General features: G+C 40.4%; 20 protein-coding genes. 10 read left to right on the forward strand and 10 right to left on the reverse strand.

Going from position 1 to position 16,349, the window contains the following annotated elements; all coding sequences use genetic code 11:
• The first annotated feature begins 38 nt into the window (after positions 1–38).
• Positions 39–1,853, forward strand: a complete 1,815-nt coding sequence (gene typA / locus ORQ98_RS07020; RefSeq protein ID WP_274688079.1) for a translational GTPase TypA — start codon at positions 39–41, stop codon at positions 1,851–1,853.
• Positions 1,854–2,016: 163 nt separating this feature from the next.
• On the opposite strand, the gene ORQ98_RS07025 is transcribed toward typA, so the two are convergent.
• Positions 2,017–2,475, reverse strand: a complete 459-nt coding sequence (locus ORQ98_RS07025) for a hypothetical protein (RefSeq protein ID WP_274688080.1) — start codon at positions 2,473–2,475, stop codon at positions 2,017–2,019.
• A 56-nt stretch (positions 2,476–2,531) separates the two neighbouring features.
• Between ORQ98_RS07025 and pip the strand changes: the two genes are divergently transcribed.
• The 3 genes from pip to dtd all read left to right on the forward strand — a co-directional run bounded on the left by pip (position 2,532) and on the right by dtd (position 5,014).
• Positions 2,532–3,506 (forward strand): prolyl aminopeptidase, encoded by a 975-nt coding sequence (pip, locus tag ORQ98_RS07030; protein ID WP_274688081.1) that lies wholly within the window; start codon positions 2,532–2,534, stop codon positions 3,504–3,506.
• A gap of 535 nt (positions 3,507–4,041) precedes the next feature.
• The gene (locus ORQ98_RS07035; RefSeq protein ID WP_274688082.1) at positions 4,042–4,464 is read left to right on the forward strand and encodes a hypothetical protein; all 423 of its coding nucleotides are present in this window, start codon (positions 4,042–4,044) and stop codon (positions 4,462–4,464) included.
• 112 nt (positions 4,465–4,576) lie between these two features.
• On the forward strand, positions 4,577–5,014 hold the full coding sequence (dtd, locus tag ORQ98_RS07040; RefSeq protein WP_274688083.1) for a D-aminoacyl-tRNA deacylase: 438 nt from the start codon (positions 4,577–4,579) through the stop codon (positions 5,012–5,014).
• A 165-nt stretch (positions 5,015–5,179) separates the two neighbouring features.
• Here the strand turns inward: dtd and tatC are convergent, their stop codons facing one another.
• The 9 genes from tatC to ORQ98_RS07085 all read right to left on the reverse strand — a co-directional run bounded on the left by tatC (position 5,180) and on the right by ORQ98_RS07085 (position 11,326).
• On the reverse strand, positions 5,180–5,947 hold the full coding sequence (gene tatC, locus ORQ98_RS07045) for a twin-arginine translocase subunit TatC (protein ID WP_274688084.1): 768 nt from the start codon (positions 5,945–5,947) through the stop codon (positions 5,180–5,182).
• 14 nt (positions 5,948–5,961) lie between these two features.
• Positions 5,962–6,393: a Sec-independent protein translocase protein TatB gene (gene tatB, locus ORQ98_RS07050; protein WP_274688085.1), complete on the reverse strand. Its 432-nt coding sequence runs from the start codon at positions 6,391–6,393 to the stop codon at positions 5,962–5,964.
• Between the two features lie 25 nt (positions 6,394–6,418).
• Positions 6,419–6,646 carry a twin-arginine translocase TatA/TatE family subunit gene (gene tatA, locus ORQ98_RS07055; RefSeq protein ID WP_342455185.1) on the reverse strand — a complete coding sequence of 76 codons (228 nt, stop codon included), beginning with the start codon at positions 6,644–6,646 and terminating at the stop codon, positions 6,419–6,421.
• A 72-nt stretch (positions 6,647–6,718) separates the two neighbouring features.
• Positions 6,719–7,054 carry a histidine triad nucleotide-binding protein gene (locus tag ORQ98_RS07060; protein WP_274688086.1) on the reverse strand — a complete coding sequence of 112 codons (336 nt, stop codon included), beginning with the start codon at positions 7,052–7,054 and terminating at the stop codon, positions 6,719–6,721.
• A gap of 26 nt (positions 7,055–7,080) precedes the next feature.
• Positions 7,081–7,437, reverse strand: coding sequence for a phosphoribosyl-ATP diphosphatase (locus ORQ98_RS07065; RefSeq protein WP_274688087.1), 357 nt, complete (start codon positions 7,435–7,437; stop codon positions 7,081–7,083).
• 12 nt (positions 7,438–7,449) lie between these two features.
• Complete coding sequence (gene hisI, locus ORQ98_RS07070) at positions 7,450–7,875, reverse strand: phosphoribosyl-AMP cyclohydrolase (RefSeq protein WP_274688088.1); 426 nt, start codon at positions 7,873–7,875, stop codon at positions 7,450–7,452.
• Positions 7,876–7,890: 15 nt separating this feature from the next.
• Positions 7,891–9,498 (reverse strand): ubiquinone biosynthesis regulatory protein kinase UbiB, encoded by a 1,608-nt coding sequence (ubiB, locus tag ORQ98_RS07075; protein WP_274688089.1) that lies wholly within the window; start codon positions 9,496–9,498, stop codon positions 7,891–7,893.
• A 225-nt stretch (positions 9,499–9,723) separates the two neighbouring features.
• Positions 9,724–10,011 (reverse strand): hypothetical protein, encoded by a 288-nt coding sequence (locus tag ORQ98_RS07080; protein WP_274688090.1) that lies wholly within the window; start codon positions 10,009–10,011, stop codon positions 9,724–9,726.
• 292 nt (positions 10,012–10,303) lie between these two features.
• Positions 10,304–11,326 carry a M57 family metalloprotease gene (locus ORQ98_RS07085; protein ID WP_274688091.1) on the reverse strand — a complete coding sequence of 341 codons (1,023 nt, stop codon included), beginning with the start codon at positions 11,324–11,326 and terminating at the stop codon, positions 10,304–10,306.
• Between the two features lie 508 nt (positions 11,327–11,834).
• On the opposite strand from ORQ98_RS07085, the gene ORQ98_RS07090 reads away from it, so the two are divergent.
• From ORQ98_RS07090 to ORQ98_RS07115, 6 genes are all read left to right on the forward strand, one after another.
• A complete protein-coding gene (locus ORQ98_RS07090) occupies positions 11,835–12,515 on the forward strand; it encodes a ricin-type beta-trefoil lectin domain protein (RefSeq protein ID WP_274688092.1) in 681 nt (226 codons plus the stop codon).
• 486 nt (positions 12,516–13,001) lie between these two features.
• Complete coding sequence (locus ORQ98_RS07095) at positions 13,002–13,373, forward strand: hypothetical protein (RefSeq protein WP_274688093.1); 372 nt, start codon at positions 13,002–13,004, stop codon at positions 13,371–13,373.
• A gap of 72 nt (positions 13,374–13,445) precedes the next feature.
• Entirely contained in the window at positions 13,446–13,781 is a 336-nt protein-coding gene (locus ORQ98_RS07100) for a hypothetical protein (protein ID WP_274688094.1), read from the forward strand.
• A gap of 117 nt (positions 13,782–13,898) precedes the next feature.
• On the forward strand, positions 13,899–14,237 hold the full coding sequence (locus ORQ98_RS07105) for a hypothetical protein (RefSeq protein WP_274688095.1): 339 nt from the start codon (positions 13,899–13,901) through the stop codon (positions 14,235–14,237).
• A 17-nt stretch (positions 14,238–14,254) separates the two neighbouring features.
• The gene (locus ORQ98_RS07110) at positions 14,255–14,617 is read left to right on the forward strand and encodes a hypothetical protein (protein ID WP_274688096.1); all 363 of its coding nucleotides are present in this window, start codon (positions 14,255–14,257) and stop codon (positions 14,615–14,617) included.
• A gap of 47 nt (positions 14,618–14,664) precedes the next feature.
• Positions 14,665–16,305 carry a prenyltransferase/squalene oxidase repeat-containing protein gene (locus ORQ98_RS07115; RefSeq protein ID WP_274688097.1) on the forward strand — a complete coding sequence of 547 codons (1,641 nt, stop codon included), beginning with the start codon at positions 14,665–14,667 and terminating at the stop codon, positions 16,303–16,305.
• Positions 16,306–16,349: the final 44 nt, after the last annotated feature.

Here is a 16,349-nt window from a genome sequence, read left to right on the forward strand (position 1 = left end):
CTTCAGATTGTAGTTGTTTTACTGTAGAGGCACCCTCTGTGATTGAGAAGTTAAGAAATATTGCCATTATTGCTCACGTAGACCATGGCAAAACTACTTTGGTAGACAAGCTGTTGCAGCAGTCTGGAACCTTGGAACGCCGTGATATCGGGACTGAGCGGATCATGGATTCCAATGACCAAGAGCGTGAGCGTGGTATTACCATTCTGGCAAAAAATACCGCAATTACTTGGCAAGATTACCGCATTAATATTGTGGATACCCCAGGACATGCCGACTTTGGCGGTGAGGTTGAGCGGGTGCTATCGATGGTTGATTCCGTATTGCTACTGGTTGATGCTGTTGATGGTCCAATGCCACAAACACGTTTTGTTACCCAAAAAGCATTTGAGCAAGGGTTAAAGCCAATCGTAGTCGTCAATAAAATTGACCGCCCTGGCGCCAGACCTGACTGGGTCATTGATGAGGTATTTGACTTATTCGATCGCTTAGGGGCTACTGAAGAGCAACTGGACTTCCCCATTATTTATTGCTCTGCACTAAATGGTATCGCTGGTGATGACCCAGAGTCATTACAAGATGACATGACGCCTTTGTTTGAAATGATTGTTGATAAAGTGCCTGTACCTACCGTAGATGTTGATGGCCCTTTCCAAATGCAGATTTCAGCGCTGGACTACAGCAGCTACCTAGGTGTTATTGGGGTAGGCCGAGTTACTCGTGGGCAGCTAGAGCCAAATACGCCTGTAGCAGTTGTTGACCGTGAAGGTAATCAACGTTCTGGCCGGATATTGAAGGTGATGGGGTATTTAGGCCTTGAGCGGGTTGATATCGAAAAAGCTGAAGCGGGTGATATTGTGTGTATCACAGGCATCGACGGCTTAAATATTTCCGATACTTTGTGTAACCCAGAAAAACCAGAAGCCTTACCAGCACTGACTGTAGATGAGCCTACTGTTAGCATGACTTTCCAGGTCAATGACTCACCATTTGCTGGCCAAGATGGTAAATATGTCACTAGCCGTAATATTAAAGAGCGTTTAGATCGTGAATTGATCCATAACGTTGCGCTACGGGTTGAGCAAGGTGATACAGCAGATAAATTTGTTGTTTCTGGTCGTGGTGAATTGCACTTGTCAGTGTTGATTGAAACCATGCGCCGTGAAGGCTTTGAGCTTGGAGTTTCTCGACCAGAAGTTATCACTAAAGAAATTGATGGTGAAATGTGTGAGCCCTATGAGCAAGTAATGGTAGATGTGGAAGATGAGCATCAAGGCGCCATTATGGAAGAAATGGGTAACCGTAAAGCCGAGCTTACGAATATGGTGCCTGATGGTAAAGGCCGCACTCGATTAGAGTTCATCATGCCTGCCAGAGGTTTGATTGGCTTCCGTTCGCAGTTTTTAACCATCACTTCAGGTAGTGGTATTTTAACCCATATTTTTGATCACTTTGGTCCTGTTAAAGCTGGTGAAGTAGCCAAGCGTCAAAATGGCGTGTTGGTTTCAATGGTTAACGGTAAGGTACTGGGCTATTCACTGTTTAACCTGCAAGATCGTGGACGTCTGTTCCTAGAGCCTAATGTGGAAGTTTACGAGGGAATGATTATTGGGCTTCATAACCGTGACAATGACTTGGTTGTAAACCCAACTAAAGGCAAACAGTTAACTAACGTTCGGGCATCAGGTTCTGATGAAAATATCATCTTGACTCCGCCAGTTAAGCACTCGCTAGAGCAGGCACTAGAGTTTATTGAAGACGATGAGCTGGTTGAAGTAACACCTAATCACATTCGTCTAAGAAAGAAATTCCTCAAAGAGCACGAGCGTAAGCGAGCTTCCAGAGCTAAGTAGCCTTGTTTCCCCCCTTTGAAAAAGGGGGGGCTAGGGGGGATTTTAGTTTGAACATAATAACCAGCTGGCTGTTTAAGATCTTTGGCTAGGCTTCATGAAATCCCCCTCAATCCCCCTTTTTCAAAGGGGGATGTTGATTGTGCGTTATTCCATCTCAAGCATCTCACTCCCATTTCACACTACTCACCAACCATTCCCCATCCTCTTTAACCCACTCTGTTTTGACTTTGTAAATGCCTGATTGATTAGGCAGAATGCTTTCTGCGCCAGTGACAGTCACTGCAGACTCTGAGGTTGCTACATTAGGATAAGCAGTGTTATATGAAATGTTATTGTTAGTAATATAAATTTTTATATTTTTATGACGCAAAAAATAACCTAATAAAAGGCGTTTTACACCTTTGCGATCCATTCCTTGATTAGAATTAAAGCTTTCACTAAGTGTTTCTAGTACTTTTTGACTATTCTTATTCTCTATAGCTGTTTGTATTTTTTCTATTTGCTCAGCAATTGCTGATTCAGCAGGTGTTTCTGCACAGCCAGAGAGTAGGAGAAAAAAACTTAGGAGGAATATCAACTTTAGCATGAACTTAGTGTAATGTTTAAAATTAGCTTTACTCATAAAAGGCCTAACACAGATAGTAAATTAACATAGCAGGTCTAACTGAAGGACAAAATATGTATACCCTTTATCCTGCAATAAAACCTTATGCGCGACACACTTTAGAAGTTGATGAGCCACACCAGCTTTATTTGGAAGAGAGCGGTAACCCAAATGGTATACCTGTCTTGTATCTTCATGGTGGGCCTGGTGCAGCATGTGATAAATTTAGTCGTCGTTATTTTAATCCTGAAATTTATCGGATTATTTTATTTGATCAGCGTGGTGCTGGTCGTTCAACTCCCCATGCTTGTATAGAAAACAATACAACACAAGATTTAATTGCGGACATTGAAGCAATCAGGCAGTTTCTCAATGTTGATCAGTGGGTACTGTTTGGTGGCTCCTGGGGAGCGACCCTGGCTTTGTTATATGCTGAGCAGTATCCACGACAAGTGTTGGCGATGATTCTGCGAGGTGTCTTTCTCTGTCGGGAGCAGGATATTAGTTGGTTTTATCAAGAAGGGGCAAATCAGATTTTTCCTGATTATTGGCGGGATTTTACTTGCTGGATTCCAGAAGCTGATTCTAATGATGTTATTAATGCTTATTACAAAAGGCTAACTGGTAATGATGAGCTGGCTAGAATGGGAGCTGCTAAAGCCTGGGCGTTGTGGGAAGGGCACTGTGCTACATTAAGACCTAATCAAGCAGTATTGGATGCGTTTATTGACCCACATAAAGCTAGAGCATTGGCCGCAGTTGCTTGTCATTACTTCAAAAATAAGGGCTTTTTAGAGCCAAACCAAATTTTAGACACTATGGAAGTTATTAGAGATATACCTGGGATTATCGTCCATGGTCGTTATGACATGGTGTGCCCACTGGAAAATGCTTTTACCCTGCAAGTGAAGTGGCCTGCAGCTGAATTGCATATTGTACGAGATGCAGGGCATTCTGCAGCCGAGCCCAGTATTTCTGATGCGCTTATTCGAGCAACGGATGAAATGGCTAAGCGGCTGAAGCCTGACCTAATGCCTGATGAGGGCTAGCTTTCATTTTGAGCTAAAAAATCTTCGTGAATGTAATAGGAGAGCTGTGCTGAGATGATTAAGCACAGCTTATCTCATCTAATACTCTTTCCTTTTAGAAACTACTTTAGTGCTGTCTATTTATTAATCTTATAGTACTAAAGTGGTAACTTTTTTTTGCGAAAAGCGGTAATAAACTCAATTAAATCAGCTATAACAATATTATAAATCTGTTGCCGTTTTTATGTTGGGCGGTAGATTTACAATGAAGGTGTAGGGAAAGTCTGCTTTGAAAGAAAAGAATAGGTTACTTCATAGCTTTAATTCCCCCCTTTGGAAAAGGGGGGCTAGGGGGGATTTAAATTTGCTCGTAAATAGGTGGCGAATGATTTGTTTAAAGTGCTTTGAGTAGGCTTTTATGAAATCCCCCTCAATCCCCCTTTTCCAAAGGGGGACGTTGGATAGTGCCACAGTTCTAATCTTCCTGATTCGCGACAACCTACTGTGGGAATAGGTTAGGGGTTAAAACCATCTTATTATTAAAACAAGGACGAATATGAAAAAAATTACAATAGTAGCAGGATGCTCATTACTGATTGCTAACTTTGCCTCTGCTGAAGTTACAACACCTGGCGTATATGAAATGCACTTTGATTGGGGGTGTGATGGTACTTACTCTATATCAAAAAACTTTACTTTAAAAAATGATGGCACTTTCCAGTCTGGTAGCTTAAAGGGTACCTGGAAGGAAATCGATAGAACACTTACCTGGAAATACAGCAATAACACCTATTACACAGGCTACCATACCAGCCGTTCAGCCACTGGAGTTGCTGTTGGCTATAATGGCCTGGAAGGTTGTTTCTATATGATTAAAATGAGTAAGCCACTTACTCAGGAACAAATGCAACAGCTTGATATGGCTGAGCCGCAGTTTGATAATGGTATTGGAGAAGCTGGGGGAGAAGCACTTTTCTAGTAACCATTCACTTGTTTCTATATAACATAAAGCCAGCAGATTGCTGGCTTTATGTTTTTACAGATATGATATGTCATTAAATTTGTAACGATAAAAATGAGTGGCAGAAGCAATGCGAGCACTTATTCAACGAGTAAAGCAAGCCAGTGTTAGTGTTAATAATGAAGTGGTTGGTTCTATTGACCAAGGCTTATTGGTGTTGCTGGGAGTACAAAAAGGAGATGATCAGGCAAAAGCAATTAAACTGCTTGAAAAAGTGCTGAAATATCGTGTTTTTGCTGATGCTGAAGATAAAATGAATCTCAGCTTAAGAGATATTAATGGTGGGTTACTAGTCGTTTCTCAGTTTACTTTGGCTGCTGATACTCAAAAAGGCTTACGCCCTAGCTTTAGCTCTGCAGCGCCACCAGTCGCAGGAGAAAATCTATATAACTATTTTGTGGAACAAGCAAACAACCTTCACCCAACAGTTGCTACTGGACGCTTTGGTGCCAACATGCAAGTCAGCTTAGTTAACGACGGGCCAGTGACTTTTCTTTTAGAGGTATGAAACGAATTGAAGGGAGTTAATAAGGGTATCTTTAAAAATAGTAATTTTTTCGTGAGAGCAAGACAGCACCGCACGGAAGGCCGCAATGTATGTTATGAATACATGAGGATCTGAGTACGGAGCAAACGCAGCTATCGTGGAAAAAGTGCATTTTTAGAGGTGCCCTTAAGTAGGCTTCCTCCTGGCTACTATCCCCCCCATCAACACTCCAGCTTCAAATAACAGCCACATAGGGATGGCGAGTAATGATTGGGAAAAAATATCAGGTGGTGTCAGCAGCATACCAATTACAAAACAGCCAACGATAATATAAGGGCGCTTTTTCCTCAGGCTGTCAACACTACTCATTCCTGACCAAATTAATAATACCGTAGCGATAGGGATTTCAAAGGCTATCCCAAAAGCAAAAAACAGTTTTAGCACAATGCTGAGGTAACTATGGATGTCCGGCATAACCGATACATCTTCAGGGCCTATAGTTGTAAAGAAATTAAAGAGCAGAGGAAATACGACATAATAGGCAAATGCAATCCCTAGATAAAATAACACAACACTTGAGGCTAATAGTGGGATGGCCAGCTTCTGTTCATGCTGATAAAGCCCTGGTGCAATAAACCCCCATACTTGATGCAGAATATAGGGAATCGCTAAAAAAATAGCGGCGACCACAGTCAGTTTAAATGGTGTAAAAAATGTCTGGGTAATTTCCGTTGCAATCATTGAAGAGCCTTCAGGCAATATTGATCGCAACGGTTCAGAAATAAAGCTATAAATGTCGTTGGCAAAATAAAACAGGCAGGCAAATGCAATCAGTACTGCAACCAAGCAACGGAGAATGCGAGACCTAAGCTCAACCAGGTGCTGTACTAAGGGTTGCTCTTGGCCTAGCTCAGGGTCTTCTGAATTGTAATAGCCATTCGATTGGTCTGTCATAAAGGCTTAAGTCACTAATCGTTTAATGAGGACGTGGCTGAAGTAGGTTTGGCTTTTGGTTGCTGGTCAGGGGCAATGGTATGGCCAGGCTCAGTATTATGGGAGGCTTCTGACTGGGCAAAACTGGTTGCTTGATTGACATCAACGCTGTTTTCCAGTTTTTCAACAGAGCTATCAACAGACTGCTTGAACTCATTGATCTGGCGATTAACATCGGCTTGAGCTTGCTTCAGGTCTTGCATAATTGACTCGTTATGCAGTTGTCGGCGGATGTCGTCGGCGCCAATCTCTCGCTCGATTTCTGATTTCATTGCCGCGAAGCCCCGTTTGAGCCGTCCAGTCCAAAGCATCAGCTTCTTAATTGCATGAGGAAGCCGCTCGGGACCAAGCACTAGCAAGCCAATGATAGCGATAACTATTAGCTCTGCAAAACCAATATCAAACACAAATCACCTAAACAAAGCTGAGTGGTTATTTATTTTCTGACTGTTTTGCTTGCTGCTGTTCGGTAAGAGAAGCATCACCTTTGGGCTTATCAAGCTGTTGCTGTGAGTTGGAATCTTCATCACTTACCGCTTTTTTAAAGCCTTTAATAAAAGAGCCTAAATCGCCGCCTAATGAGCGTAAGCGTTTGCCACCAAATATCAGCAGAACAATAACCAGAATAATAATTAATTGTGGAACGCTAATGCCAAACATCCTTTATCTCCAAACTATTTTGATACCCAAGCTGTGCTATTAGTCAGCACTACTCGCTGCAACACTTTCATCTTACATGGGTTTTAGCGTGCCGCCACCTAAAATATGAAAGTGTAAATGGTAGATTTCTTGTCGACCCCCTTGTCCAGTATTGGTAATGGTGCGGAAACCATTTTCTAACCCCACTTTTTTAGCCACTTTGGGAATCGTTAACATCAACTGGCTCATTATATCACGATGCTCAGGACCAATGTCGTAAAGATTGGCGATATGCTGTTTGGGGATTAGAAGCAAGTGTACTGGCGCTTTGGGGTGTAGGTCATTAAATGCCAAGCAGAGGTCATCTTGGTAGACAATCTTGGCTGGTGAATCTCCACAGGCAATTTTGCAAAAAATACAGTCACTCACAGACTTCTTTATCCTTTGTATACTTATTAACCTGGATGTTGTTGTCTGGCTGCTTTCTCTGCCAGTCCGGAAAGGTCAAAGCGTCTTGCTAGTTCCTTCAGCACATCTTCAGGGCCTAGGCCAAGGTGTGATAGCATCACTAGGGTATGAAACCAGAGATCAGCCGTCTCATAAACCAGGTCTGATTTTGCTGCTGTTTTATTCCCCTCAGCCTGGTTGGCTAAGTCTTTAGCAGCCAAAAGGGTTTCAGTGGCTTCTTCACCTACTTTTTCTAGAATTTTGTTAAGTCCTTTAGCATGTAGACTGGCTACATAGGAATCCTCGGGGTTAGCTTTTTTACGGGCTTCCAGTACGTTGGCTAACTCAGTTAATACGTCACTCATAAGGATTTTACCTTATTTGTTGTTTTTTTTAGTGGTGCTTTTGTAAATAGCTTCTGGGTCTTTTAACACAGGATCTATGGTTTGCCATGCCCATTGATCACCTTGCTTGGTCAGCTTGCGAAAAAAGCAGCTTTCACGCCCGGTATGGCAGGCAATATTACCGATTTGTTCTACCTGTAAAATAATGACATCACCATCACAGTCCAAGCGAATAGCTTTGATTTGCTGTTGGTGCCCGGAAGACTCACCTTTGTGCCAGAGTTTTTGCCGAGAGCGAGACCAGTAAACAGCATGGCCTTGCTCAGCAGTTAAGGTCAGGGCTTCTTGGTTCATCCAGGCCATCATTAATACTTTTCCAGTTTTATGGTCTTGGGCAATGGCTGGAATCAGACCATTTTCATCCCACTTGACTTGGTTAAGCCACTCCGTTACAGCCATACTACGACACCTGCTTTACGTTTTTTTTTCACTTAATATTAAATATATGCCCACCACACCTACCACCATGCTAGGTAAATTTGCCTGGTTGAGTAGTTGAGTCCAGTCAGGCCAAATCAAACTGGCGGCTGAACCTGCCACTAACAATAAGCCAATTAAATAGCGCTTGTTAGTGGTTGGAGGCTGTTTTGTTATTTGAGTCGGCTCTTGAGCACGTTGTTCCAGCCACTGAAGCATATTTTGACTAATAATGGGGGCTTGCTCTAGCCACTCTGGGGCTCGCTGGTGAATATGCTTTAATACGCCTAATGGGCCTACTCGATCTTTCATCCATTGCTCAAGAAAGGGTTTTCCTGTATGCCACAAGTCTAAGTCTGGATAGAGCTGGCGACCAAGTCCCTCAATATTAAGTAAGGTTTTTTGTAGTAACACTAGTTGTGGCTGTACTTCCATATTGAAGCGGCGAGCGGTTTGGAATAAGCGCAGTAACACTTGGCCAAAGGAAATATCCTTTAATGGCTTTTCGAAAATGGGTTCACATACGGCGCGAATGGCAGACTCTAACTCATTTACTCGGGTGTTTTTGGGTACCCAGCCAGAATCGATATGTAGTTGAGCAACCTGCCGATAGTCCTGATTAAAAAATGCCAGTAGATTTCGGGCCAGGTAGCTTTGATCTTCGGCAGTTAGTGAGCCAACAATACCACAGTCAATGGCTATATACTGCGGGGTTTCTGGTTCGTGAGGTGACACAAAAATATTGCCAGGGTGCATGTCAGCATGAAAGAAACTGTCACGAAATACCTGGGTAAAAAAGATTTCCACGCCTCGCACAGCCAGCTTTTGCATGTCAATGCCATGGGCCTTAAGCTGGTCAATTTCTGCTACCGGAATACCATAAATTCTTTCCATTACCATCACGGAGCGTGAGCAATAATCCCAAAACACTTGTGGTACATAGAGCAGGTCAGAGTTAGCAAAATTACGCCGTAGCTGCGAGGCATTCGCTGCCTCTCGTTGTAAATCCAGCTCATCGAAGATAGTGTGTTCGTAGTCAGCCACTACTTCTACCGGGCGCAGTCGTCTACCTTCAGTAGAAAAAGCCACCAACAGCTTGGCCATAAAATACAAGATGGTCATATCCTGCTTAATGATTTTATTAATACCAGGACGAATTACTTTTACTACCACCTGCTTACCATCAGGCAACTTGGCTAGGTGTACTTGAGCAACAGAAGCTGAGGCCATTGGTTTTGGGTCAAACTCGGCAAACAATTCACCAACTGCCTTACCTAAATTTTGCTCAATCAGTTTGGTGGCTAATTCTCCAGAAAAAGGGGGCACTTGGTCTTGCAGCTTTTTCAGCTCATTTGCAACATCATCAGGCAACAGGTCTCGTCTAGTGGATAATAATTGGCCAAACTTAACGAAGATAGGGCCAAGCTCTTCAAGCGCTTTTCTTAGCCGTTCGGCACGAGGAGCAGGATTTTTAATCCATCGCCAGGGAAGTAAAAGCAAGGCAAAGCGTAGATACCAGGGCAGTTGTGGGTGGTAGACCAACTCATCTAAACGATACTTGGCGACAACATGGATAATTTTAAACAAACGAAGCAGTTGGACCACGGTTTACTCTGTAGTTGTGGTTAATCTAGGTGTTTACATTGTCGTTATGCCAGGCAGTTTCGTCAATAAACTGACTGAGTTATGTGGAGGATTTCTATGGTCTGACTAAGGCAACCACAACAAAGAGGTAGGTTAATGCAAACGCAAAGGCAGGTACTGTCTTTCTGGTGAACTGTTGTACAGTTTTGTGTTGTTGGTTTAGCTAATTTCTTGGTTTGGGAGCACTCAGTTGTCATTTGCATTGTTAGTATAGGGCCAAACTACTTTCTGTAGCTCAGTTTCGAATGAATCTAATGGTATATGGCGATCTACCATTTTTTGATAGGTGCAGTCTACTGCTGTCCAAACCCACTCCTCCCAGTCAAGCAAATAAGAACGTAAGCCTATTTCATATATGCCTTTGGTGTGACGATAGCATAATTTGAGCAGAGGCTCGTGCTGCTCTATAAGCTGCTTAAGTATTTTTTTACGTTCTTCGTCGTATATTCCTGTTAACTTGGGAGGGATATCCATTAACTATCAGTCCTTGCTAGTCTTAGTTTGAATTTGGCTACTCAATAAAAGGCTTTTTGTAAGTTTAGATCGTTTGAACGTTTTTCCTAGTTTGCTTTAATATGTCAATAGTAATCACTAAATATTTAAGAAAATAACTTGAATAATAAAAATTTAAAGTGACAAGCAAGATTTATTAACTTGAAATGACAAACTCTACCCCTTTCAGTAAGTTTGCAAAAGTTAACATAAAAGGGGCAGAGGATACCCTTTGACTAAAGGAAATAAGCCATAGATAAGGGCTACTTTCTATTTAATTGCTAGTAGTCCACTTGCATAAAGTGATGTCTTGTTTTTTTGCAGATTCACATGCATTTTGGTTTTTAAAGCCATTGCACCAGCCTTTATAGTTAAAACCTGTTTCCTTATAATTGGAAGCTGGATTGATAGCACATTTTACCGCTTTTGATTGAGTGCTTTCAGGGTATAGGTATTGCAGCCCTTGTACGTCTCCATTTGTAAGTTCTGTTCCATCACTGCAATAATTCATGACAGAGCGTGAGTCATAAGGGCCAACGTAACGGTAATTGCCACCATAACTTGATGGGGTATTACTAATAGTAGGCTCTGTTAATTTACTGTATTTACAGTCTTGGGCATCAACTCTGTCATGTTCATGCTGTAGTCCAAGTGCATGGCCTAACTCATGAATAACTGAACCTTTTACAGCCAGCTCAGTTTTTTCATTTATTTCTGGGGAAACTGTAATGCTAAGGGTTGGCTTACCTTTTAGTTCTGTTGATGGCTGGCCTATACCAGAATAAGCGCCTGTTACCTGGTATTTTCCATTTCCAAAGTATAAGCCTACTATATTAATTCTGATATTATTAGTTGATTGCTTATCTTGTTCAGTACAATCGTTCCAGCCTGTAAATCGAATATTGGTTTTTTTATGGTATTCATTTATAGCCATCTCTTTTATTTTTTCTTTATATATAGAAATATAGGGCTTGATCGCTTGGGTTCCTTGCTCATACCCGAGAATGGTTTGAAATAAAAATCTTTCATTCTCTATTTTATCTAAATTTTCTTCTGATGGTTCTAAACTAAGAATTGTCACCAATTGCTCTGCATCCATCATCATTAATTGATCAAGATCGTTGATAACAGATAATTTTGGAGAGAAATCTGATAATTTTTGCAGTTCTTCTATTTGCCAGCAAACTGGTATATTTTCAGGGTTTGGCCATTTGTTGGAGGTATCTACTAATGAGGCTGATGCTGCTTGGGCTAATGCTACTAAACTTAGAGCAGATGAAATAAGAGTGAATTTCATGGTAGAAATATTCCTTAAAAAAATACTCTATTTCAGATTATTAAATAATATTTGATATGGGTACTAGGTTAAGTACTTATATAAGTGTCTAATTGGTATATTTAGTGGTATTAGCAAAATCTAAATAAATAAAGTAGTGCGTTGAGTTATATATACAAATGTGAGTTTTTTGTTAGTATGTATAAAATAATGCGACTAAATCATAAAAAATAATTGACAAATTAAAAATTTTTATTGTCTACTGTAAATGTTGTGTAAATTTTTTCAGGTTTGTATGGCTTGTAGGTATTTTCTGCTATATCCAGTCTGTTTAAACTTAAGTAGCCTGTGTTTTTTAAAACCATTGTAATTTATCAAAAATGTAGGGTATAGCTCTAATATAGGGTATAACTTTTTTGCTGTATGAATAAAGGGTGCCTCTAATAAGAGTTATTGAAAATTACCTGCCAGTCCGGATATTCAAGTGACGAGGATGTTCTGGCTAAACAGGCTGCTGGAGAGGTATTTTATGCAAGTAATTCGATTGATGTGTTTGTTTTGTCTTACAATTATTGCATTGCAAGCAAATGCTGGTGGGCGTTATGGATTAATCCAGTCAGCAACAGGTAAGTGTCTGGATGTAGATGGTGGAAGAGCAGATAATTTAGCCCCCGTCATTGCCTGGGACTGCCACGGCAGAGCAAACCAACTTTGGAAAATGGACCGCAAGGGCCGTTTGCGCCCTAAGCATGCACCCCATATGTGTTTAGAAGCTGGTCAAAACTTAAGGCAGGGTGATAAGGCATTTATATATGAGTGTCACTCAGGCAGACATCAGCGCTGGCAGTGGAATGGCAATACTTTGCAAAATAAGGCCAATCGTGGAGTGGTGCTGGATTATTTTGTAGATCAAGGCAGAGTTGGTGTTTGGCCGCGTCATAATCGTTCCAATCAAAAGTGGTACTGGCAGCCTCGCCAGTCCAGAAACAACGATAAGTTTTTAGATCAGTTCTTTTATCAAGAAGAGCAACAGTACAATTATAAACCAGCATGCCGAACTAAAGACCGTCGAGCAGGCCCCATTTGGGACCAGCGCCATGCTAATGAAACCTGCCCTGGCGTATGCGCAGCATATAACAGCCGCTGGACAGGCCACTGGAATACAGTAGAGTGGGGTTCAATGTCAGTATGTCAGTGTAAGCGGTGCTGATAGTGAATTTGTGTATGGCCTTAGCTAATATCTGATCTGTGTAAGTAGTAATATATAAATTCTCATCAGGGATGGTGAGAATAAAATTTCTTTAAATTACAAATCTCTTTTTGAATTCCCTTCTAAAGTCTAGCTATATGACATCATAAGATCTGTGTCAGTTTCCTATCTTAAATGTATTCTAATCAACTCTATATTTGCTCAATCATGCTGTCTCCTTTGATTTTAATATACGTACTTTAGTGCTAATTGATGGGGTGGTTTAGCCTCTCATACAAAAATTAATAAAAAAATAACAAATTTTTACAAAATAGATCCTGCTTGTTTTGTAGTGGTTATTTGTTGCTTATCCATAAAGCAATAGGTGTATATAGGTATTTTTTTTGGGATTGAGGGTGCGAGGTGTGTGTGAAATAATTCGCGTATTTTGAGTGTGATTATTTAAAGCACAGGGATGCCTGGCTTGATACCTTAGGATGTATTGACATGCAGTTAAAAGTTGTAGCCAAGTTCGTATTGTTACTATCTGTTTTCTTATCCGGCAGTGTTTTAGCAAATGAGTGGGTTGGGCCTTATACTATCAAGGAGATAAAGCATATCGCCCATAAAACAGGGAATACCTACCAAAGCCATATGGCTATAATTGTTAATGAAGATGTTAACACCCACTGTGAAGGTGCAAATAAAAACAAAGAGTTTGATTATATTATCCAAAGCGGGCCACAGTTATGGAATAGTACATGGCTGACAATGGCATTAACCGCTCAATCTTTAGGCAGTAAAGTTAAATTTTATTTAGAAGGAACTTGCCGTCCATCTGGTGCTCATTTTCACGGTATAAGCATAGTTAAAGAATAAGCTATAAAACTTTCCAAAGTTATTTTTTAAAATTTTCAGTTAACTCAATAATGATATTAAAAGGCTCAGCTAATGAAAGTAATTAAATTAGTTCTTTTTACTACCCTAGCCATACTTATAAGCATTAACAGTTATGCGGACTACCATACGATCAAAATTTGTTCCATCGAGACTCATACAACTACTGATCAAGCCTATATTAAACCTTGTGAAAGCTGGAAATCGAAAAGTAATTGTCCTAATTCTGGCTGGATTACATGGGATATGAACATGAAACAAGGCAAGGCAATGTATGCAACTGCTCTTAATGGATTCACTATTGGTTCTAAGGTTAATGTTCTGTTAACTGAAGGGAACTGTGCAAGCTATGATGTAACTACTCAAATCACTTTAATTAAAGAACAGTAATTCAACAGTTCTAACAAATATTTTAGATTTCAAACTGCTCATTTAATTTTATTCATGTTTTCTACTGAAAACTTACCATTAATTAACTTGGTTAGTTGTACATCAGGAAGTATCAAAATGAAAAAACTAACACTTATAATACTGCTGCTAAGCTTAATTTCCAGTTTTACTTTAGCTGCTGGTTTTACTAAACCACAAAAAATTACCAGAGTTGAAGTGCTTCAAAATAATGTGATTATGATTGAAGCTGAAAATGCTTTTGATAATCCAGGTTGTAGCAGCTCAAAAATTGCTGTACTGAAGGATGAAACAACTAAAAACTCAATGTTAACACTTGTACTAACAGCATACTCGACAGGGCAAAAAGTAGGTGGGTATTTTTCTGGCTGTTGGACAACTCTATGGAATAACCAAGAAACTTATCCTGCTTTCCACCAGCTTTATATCACTAAGTGAGACTTTTAGGATTATCAATGAAAATAAAACACTTTCTTAAATTAATTTTCTCATTATTGGTGCTTTGTTCTTTCCCTGTGTTTTCCTATGAATGGTCAGGACCTTACACCATACAGGCTATCGAGCATATCGCCCTTGGTGGAGGTAAGTCACATTTAGCTATTTATGTGAATGAAGAAGTTAAGACTAGCTGTGAGAGTGCTAACCAAAAAAAGGCTTTTATCTATACAGAGCAAGGTAGGCCAAGTTCATGGAATGGACCTTGGTTAATGTTGGCATCTTCAGCACAAGCATTAGGTAGTAAAGTAAAATTGTACCTAACTGGAACGTGTGAAAGTCATGGTGCTGTTATGTTTGGATTGCGGGTTATTAAAGAATAAACAAACAGCATTTTCATGATGAGTAATGAAGAACTTTAGGATAATCAATGAAACGGTTTAATTTATTAATTTGCCTGGTGGGTGTGTTAGCTGTTTCCACCCAGGCAAATGAAGAAAGTACCTCTCTAGAAATAGCCACAGTTAATGGAGTTGCTTATTTATTACAGCAACAACATCCTGATGGTAGCTGGGGAAGTAGTGCAAAAAACAAGCTGAAGCATACTGCAGTTGTAGCTGAGTCTCTCAGTTATTTAAATGTGGCTGGTGTACCCCTACAACGAGCAGCTTCATGGTTAGGTAACACTCAGCCACAAGATGTTGAGGATGCAGCTAGACAGTCATTGTCATTAACTAAATTAGGGATTTCTCACTCAACTTCCTTGAGTTACCTGATTAGTACTTATTATCAGGATACAGGCTCTGCAACTGGAAGGGCTTCGGTGTGGGGGCCTATTAAAGGCTATAAATTTTCTACTATTGATACTTCCTTGGGGATGTTAGCAATTTTGCAGCAAGCAAACACCCAGTTATATCTCACTGCTAGCCGTTATTTGTTGTCTCGCCGTAACCAAGCTGGCCTTAGTTCTGAAAATGGCGCTGGTTGGGGATTTGCAACACTGTCTGATAAAGAAAAAACTACCAGTAAGGTTATGCCAACAGCCTTTGCATTAATCGCTTTAACAGCTTCTGATCGATTTAATACATCAGCTGATGTGGTTGAAGCAGCTCAATGGTTAGTCAGTAAGCAAAAAGCCAATGGATTATTTGGTGATGATGCAATAGGTAATGATGCCGATACTGTATTTACAGCACTAGCATTAGCAAAATTAACACAGGTTGATGGATTAGAGAGTGATGTAATTGAGCCTGCTTATCAACAAGCTAAACAGTATCTATTAGATCAGCTTGATACACAGGGACATATTGCTAAAAGTGCACTATTAACAGCTACTGCATTACAAGCGATTAATTCAACCCAGCCTTCATTAAAGGATACGGATGATGACGGAGTTCCTGATTTAATTGAAACAAAACTAGGACACGATCCTAATAAAGCAGATGCTCATAAGTTGGTTAAAGGCAATGGTTTGAATGGTGAGGTTGCCACATTACCACTGCAGAATATTGGTGTGGTCAAGGGGCTTGAAATTAACTATCCACTCAATAGTGGCCATGGAGCTGTCAAAGTTACCTCTGGATCTTTGCCAGCAGGACTAAGTTTTAGTGGTGATAAATTAACAGGAAAAACCGACCAAACAGGGCAGTTTTTAATAGCATTTTCTGTAAGTGACCATGGCAAAGTAATAAAAACGGGTAGTGCCAGCGTTTATGTCATAACACCAGATTCTGATTTAGATCAAGATGGTTTAATTGCTAGTGTAGAACATTTATATGGATTAAACCCATTTAACAAGCACGATGCGCAAGAAGACTCGGATGATGACGGTGTTTCCAATATTGATGAATTTTTAGCTGGCACTAACCCTAAAGGTGAAGGCTCGCTTGATACGGACAATGATTTACTGCCTGACTATGATGAGCAACTGTTTTATACCGACCCTAATAATCCAGATACTGATGGTGACAACGCAGGTGATGGTGAGGAAGTTGCTGATGGGCGTAACCCGTTGGTAAATGAACCAGCAGTTTTATTAATTAATAGTAGTTTGATTTTACCTATTTTATAAACAAAAGTTTTTTTCTAATTATTTATTCTGTGGCGGCTATAAGT

It is taken from the genome of Spartinivicinus poritis (assembly GCF_028858535.1).
Classification (GTDB): domain Bacteria; phylum Pseudomonadota; class Gammaproteobacteria; order Pseudomonadales; family Zooshikellaceae; genus Spartinivicinus; species Spartinivicinus poritis.

Coding starts and splice junctions, on each gene's coding strand:
- ORQ98_RS07025 (WP_274688080.1), bottom strand. CDS start 2,475: ATGAGTAAAGCTAATTTTAAACATTACACTAAGTTCATGCTAAAGTTG.
- pip (WP_274688081.1), top strand. CDS start 2,532: ATGTATACCCTTTATCCTGCAATAAAACCTTATGCGCGACACACTTTA.
- ORQ98_RS07035 (WP_274688082.1), top strand. CDS start 4,042: ATGAAAAAAATTACAATAGTAGCAGGATGCTCATTACTGATTGCTAAC.
- dtd (WP_274688083.1), top strand. CDS start 4,577: ATGCGAGCACTTATTCAACGAGTAAAGCAAGCCAGTGTTAGTGTTAAT.
- tatC (WP_274688084.1), bottom strand. CDS start 5,947: ATGACAGACCAATCGAATGGCTATTACAATTCAGAAGACCCTGAGCTA.
- tatA (WP_342455185.1), bottom strand. CDS start 6,646: ATGTTTGGCATTAGCGTTCCACAATTAATTATTATTCTGGTTATTGTT.
- ORQ98_RS07065 (WP_274688087.1), bottom strand. CDS start 7,437: ATGAGTGACGTATTAACTGAGTTAGCCAACGTACTGGAAGCCCGTAAA.
- hisI (WP_274688088.1), bottom strand. CDS start 7,875: ATGGCTGTAACGGAGTGGCTTAACCAAGTCAAGTGGGATGAAAATGGT.
- ORQ98_RS07080 (WP_274688090.1), bottom strand. CDS start 10,011: ATGGATATCCCTCCCAAGTTAACAGGAATATACGACGAAGAACGTAAA.
- ORQ98_RS07085 (WP_274688091.1), bottom strand. CDS start 11,326: ATGAAATTCACTCTTATTTCATCTGCTCTAAGTTTAGTAGCATTAGCC.
- ORQ98_RS07090 (WP_274688092.1), top strand. CDS start 11,835: ATGCAAGTAATTCGATTGATGTGTTTGTTTTGTCTTACAATTATTGCA.
- ORQ98_RS07095 (WP_274688093.1), top strand. CDS start 13,002: ATGCAGTTAAAAGTTGTAGCCAAGTTCGTATTGTTACTATCTGTTTTC.
- ORQ98_RS07100 (WP_274688094.1), top strand. CDS start 13,446: ATGAAAGTAATTAAATTAGTTCTTTTTACTACCCTAGCCATACTTATA.
- ORQ98_RS07105 (WP_274688095.1), top strand. CDS start 13,899: ATGAAAAAACTAACACTTATAATACTGCTGCTAAGCTTAATTTCCAGT.
- ORQ98_RS07110 (WP_274688096.1), top strand. CDS start 14,255: ATGAAAATAAAACACTTTCTTAAATTAATTTTCTCATTATTGGTGCTT.
- ORQ98_RS07115 (WP_274688097.1), top strand. CDS start 14,665: ATGAAACGGTTTAATTTATTAATTTGCCTGGTGGGTGTGTTAGCTGTT.